Here is a 508-nt window from a genome sequence, read left to right as displayed (position 1 = left end):
AGTCGATAAATTAATGGCGCATGGTCAGGTCCAAGAGCCGTTTGAGTCGCGCACCAAGTTTTATACGCTGCTTGAGTTTGAAGCGCCTTATGAGCCTATTATGGATAAAGCCATGGCAATATTTGAGCATTGCATGGAACAGGGCTGGGTCGTTGATGGCGTCATGAGTCAGAGTCTAGCGCAAGCCGAGGAGCTCTGGAAACTACGTGAGTATATCTCTGAGACCATTTCCGTATTCACACCATATAAAAATGATGTATCGGTATTAATCAGTCATGTACCTGATTTTATCGCTGAGATTGATCATATTGTCAGCAGCAATTATCCTGACTTTGAAGTGTGTTGGTTCGGTCATATTGGCGATGGCAATTTGCATCTCAATATCCTCAAACCTGAGAATATGACCAAAGATGACTTCTTTAATGAATGTCAGATTGTTAATAAATATGTGTTTGAGACCGTACAAAAATATGGTGGCTCGGTATCAGCTGAACATGGTGTGGGTATG

1 protein-coding gene is annotated in these 508 nt (G+C 42.1%); it reads left to right on the top strand.

What is annotated here, in order from left to right:
- Positions 1-508: FAD-linked oxidase C-terminal domain-containing protein (locus tag ACS8FD_RS24840; RefSeq protein WP_439277803.1), on the top strand; the 508-nt coding region annotated here is incomplete at both ends.

This window comes from Psychrobacter sp. 1U2, assembly GCF_051847575.1.
This window is presented reverse-complemented; position numbering and strand designations above follow the sequence as displayed.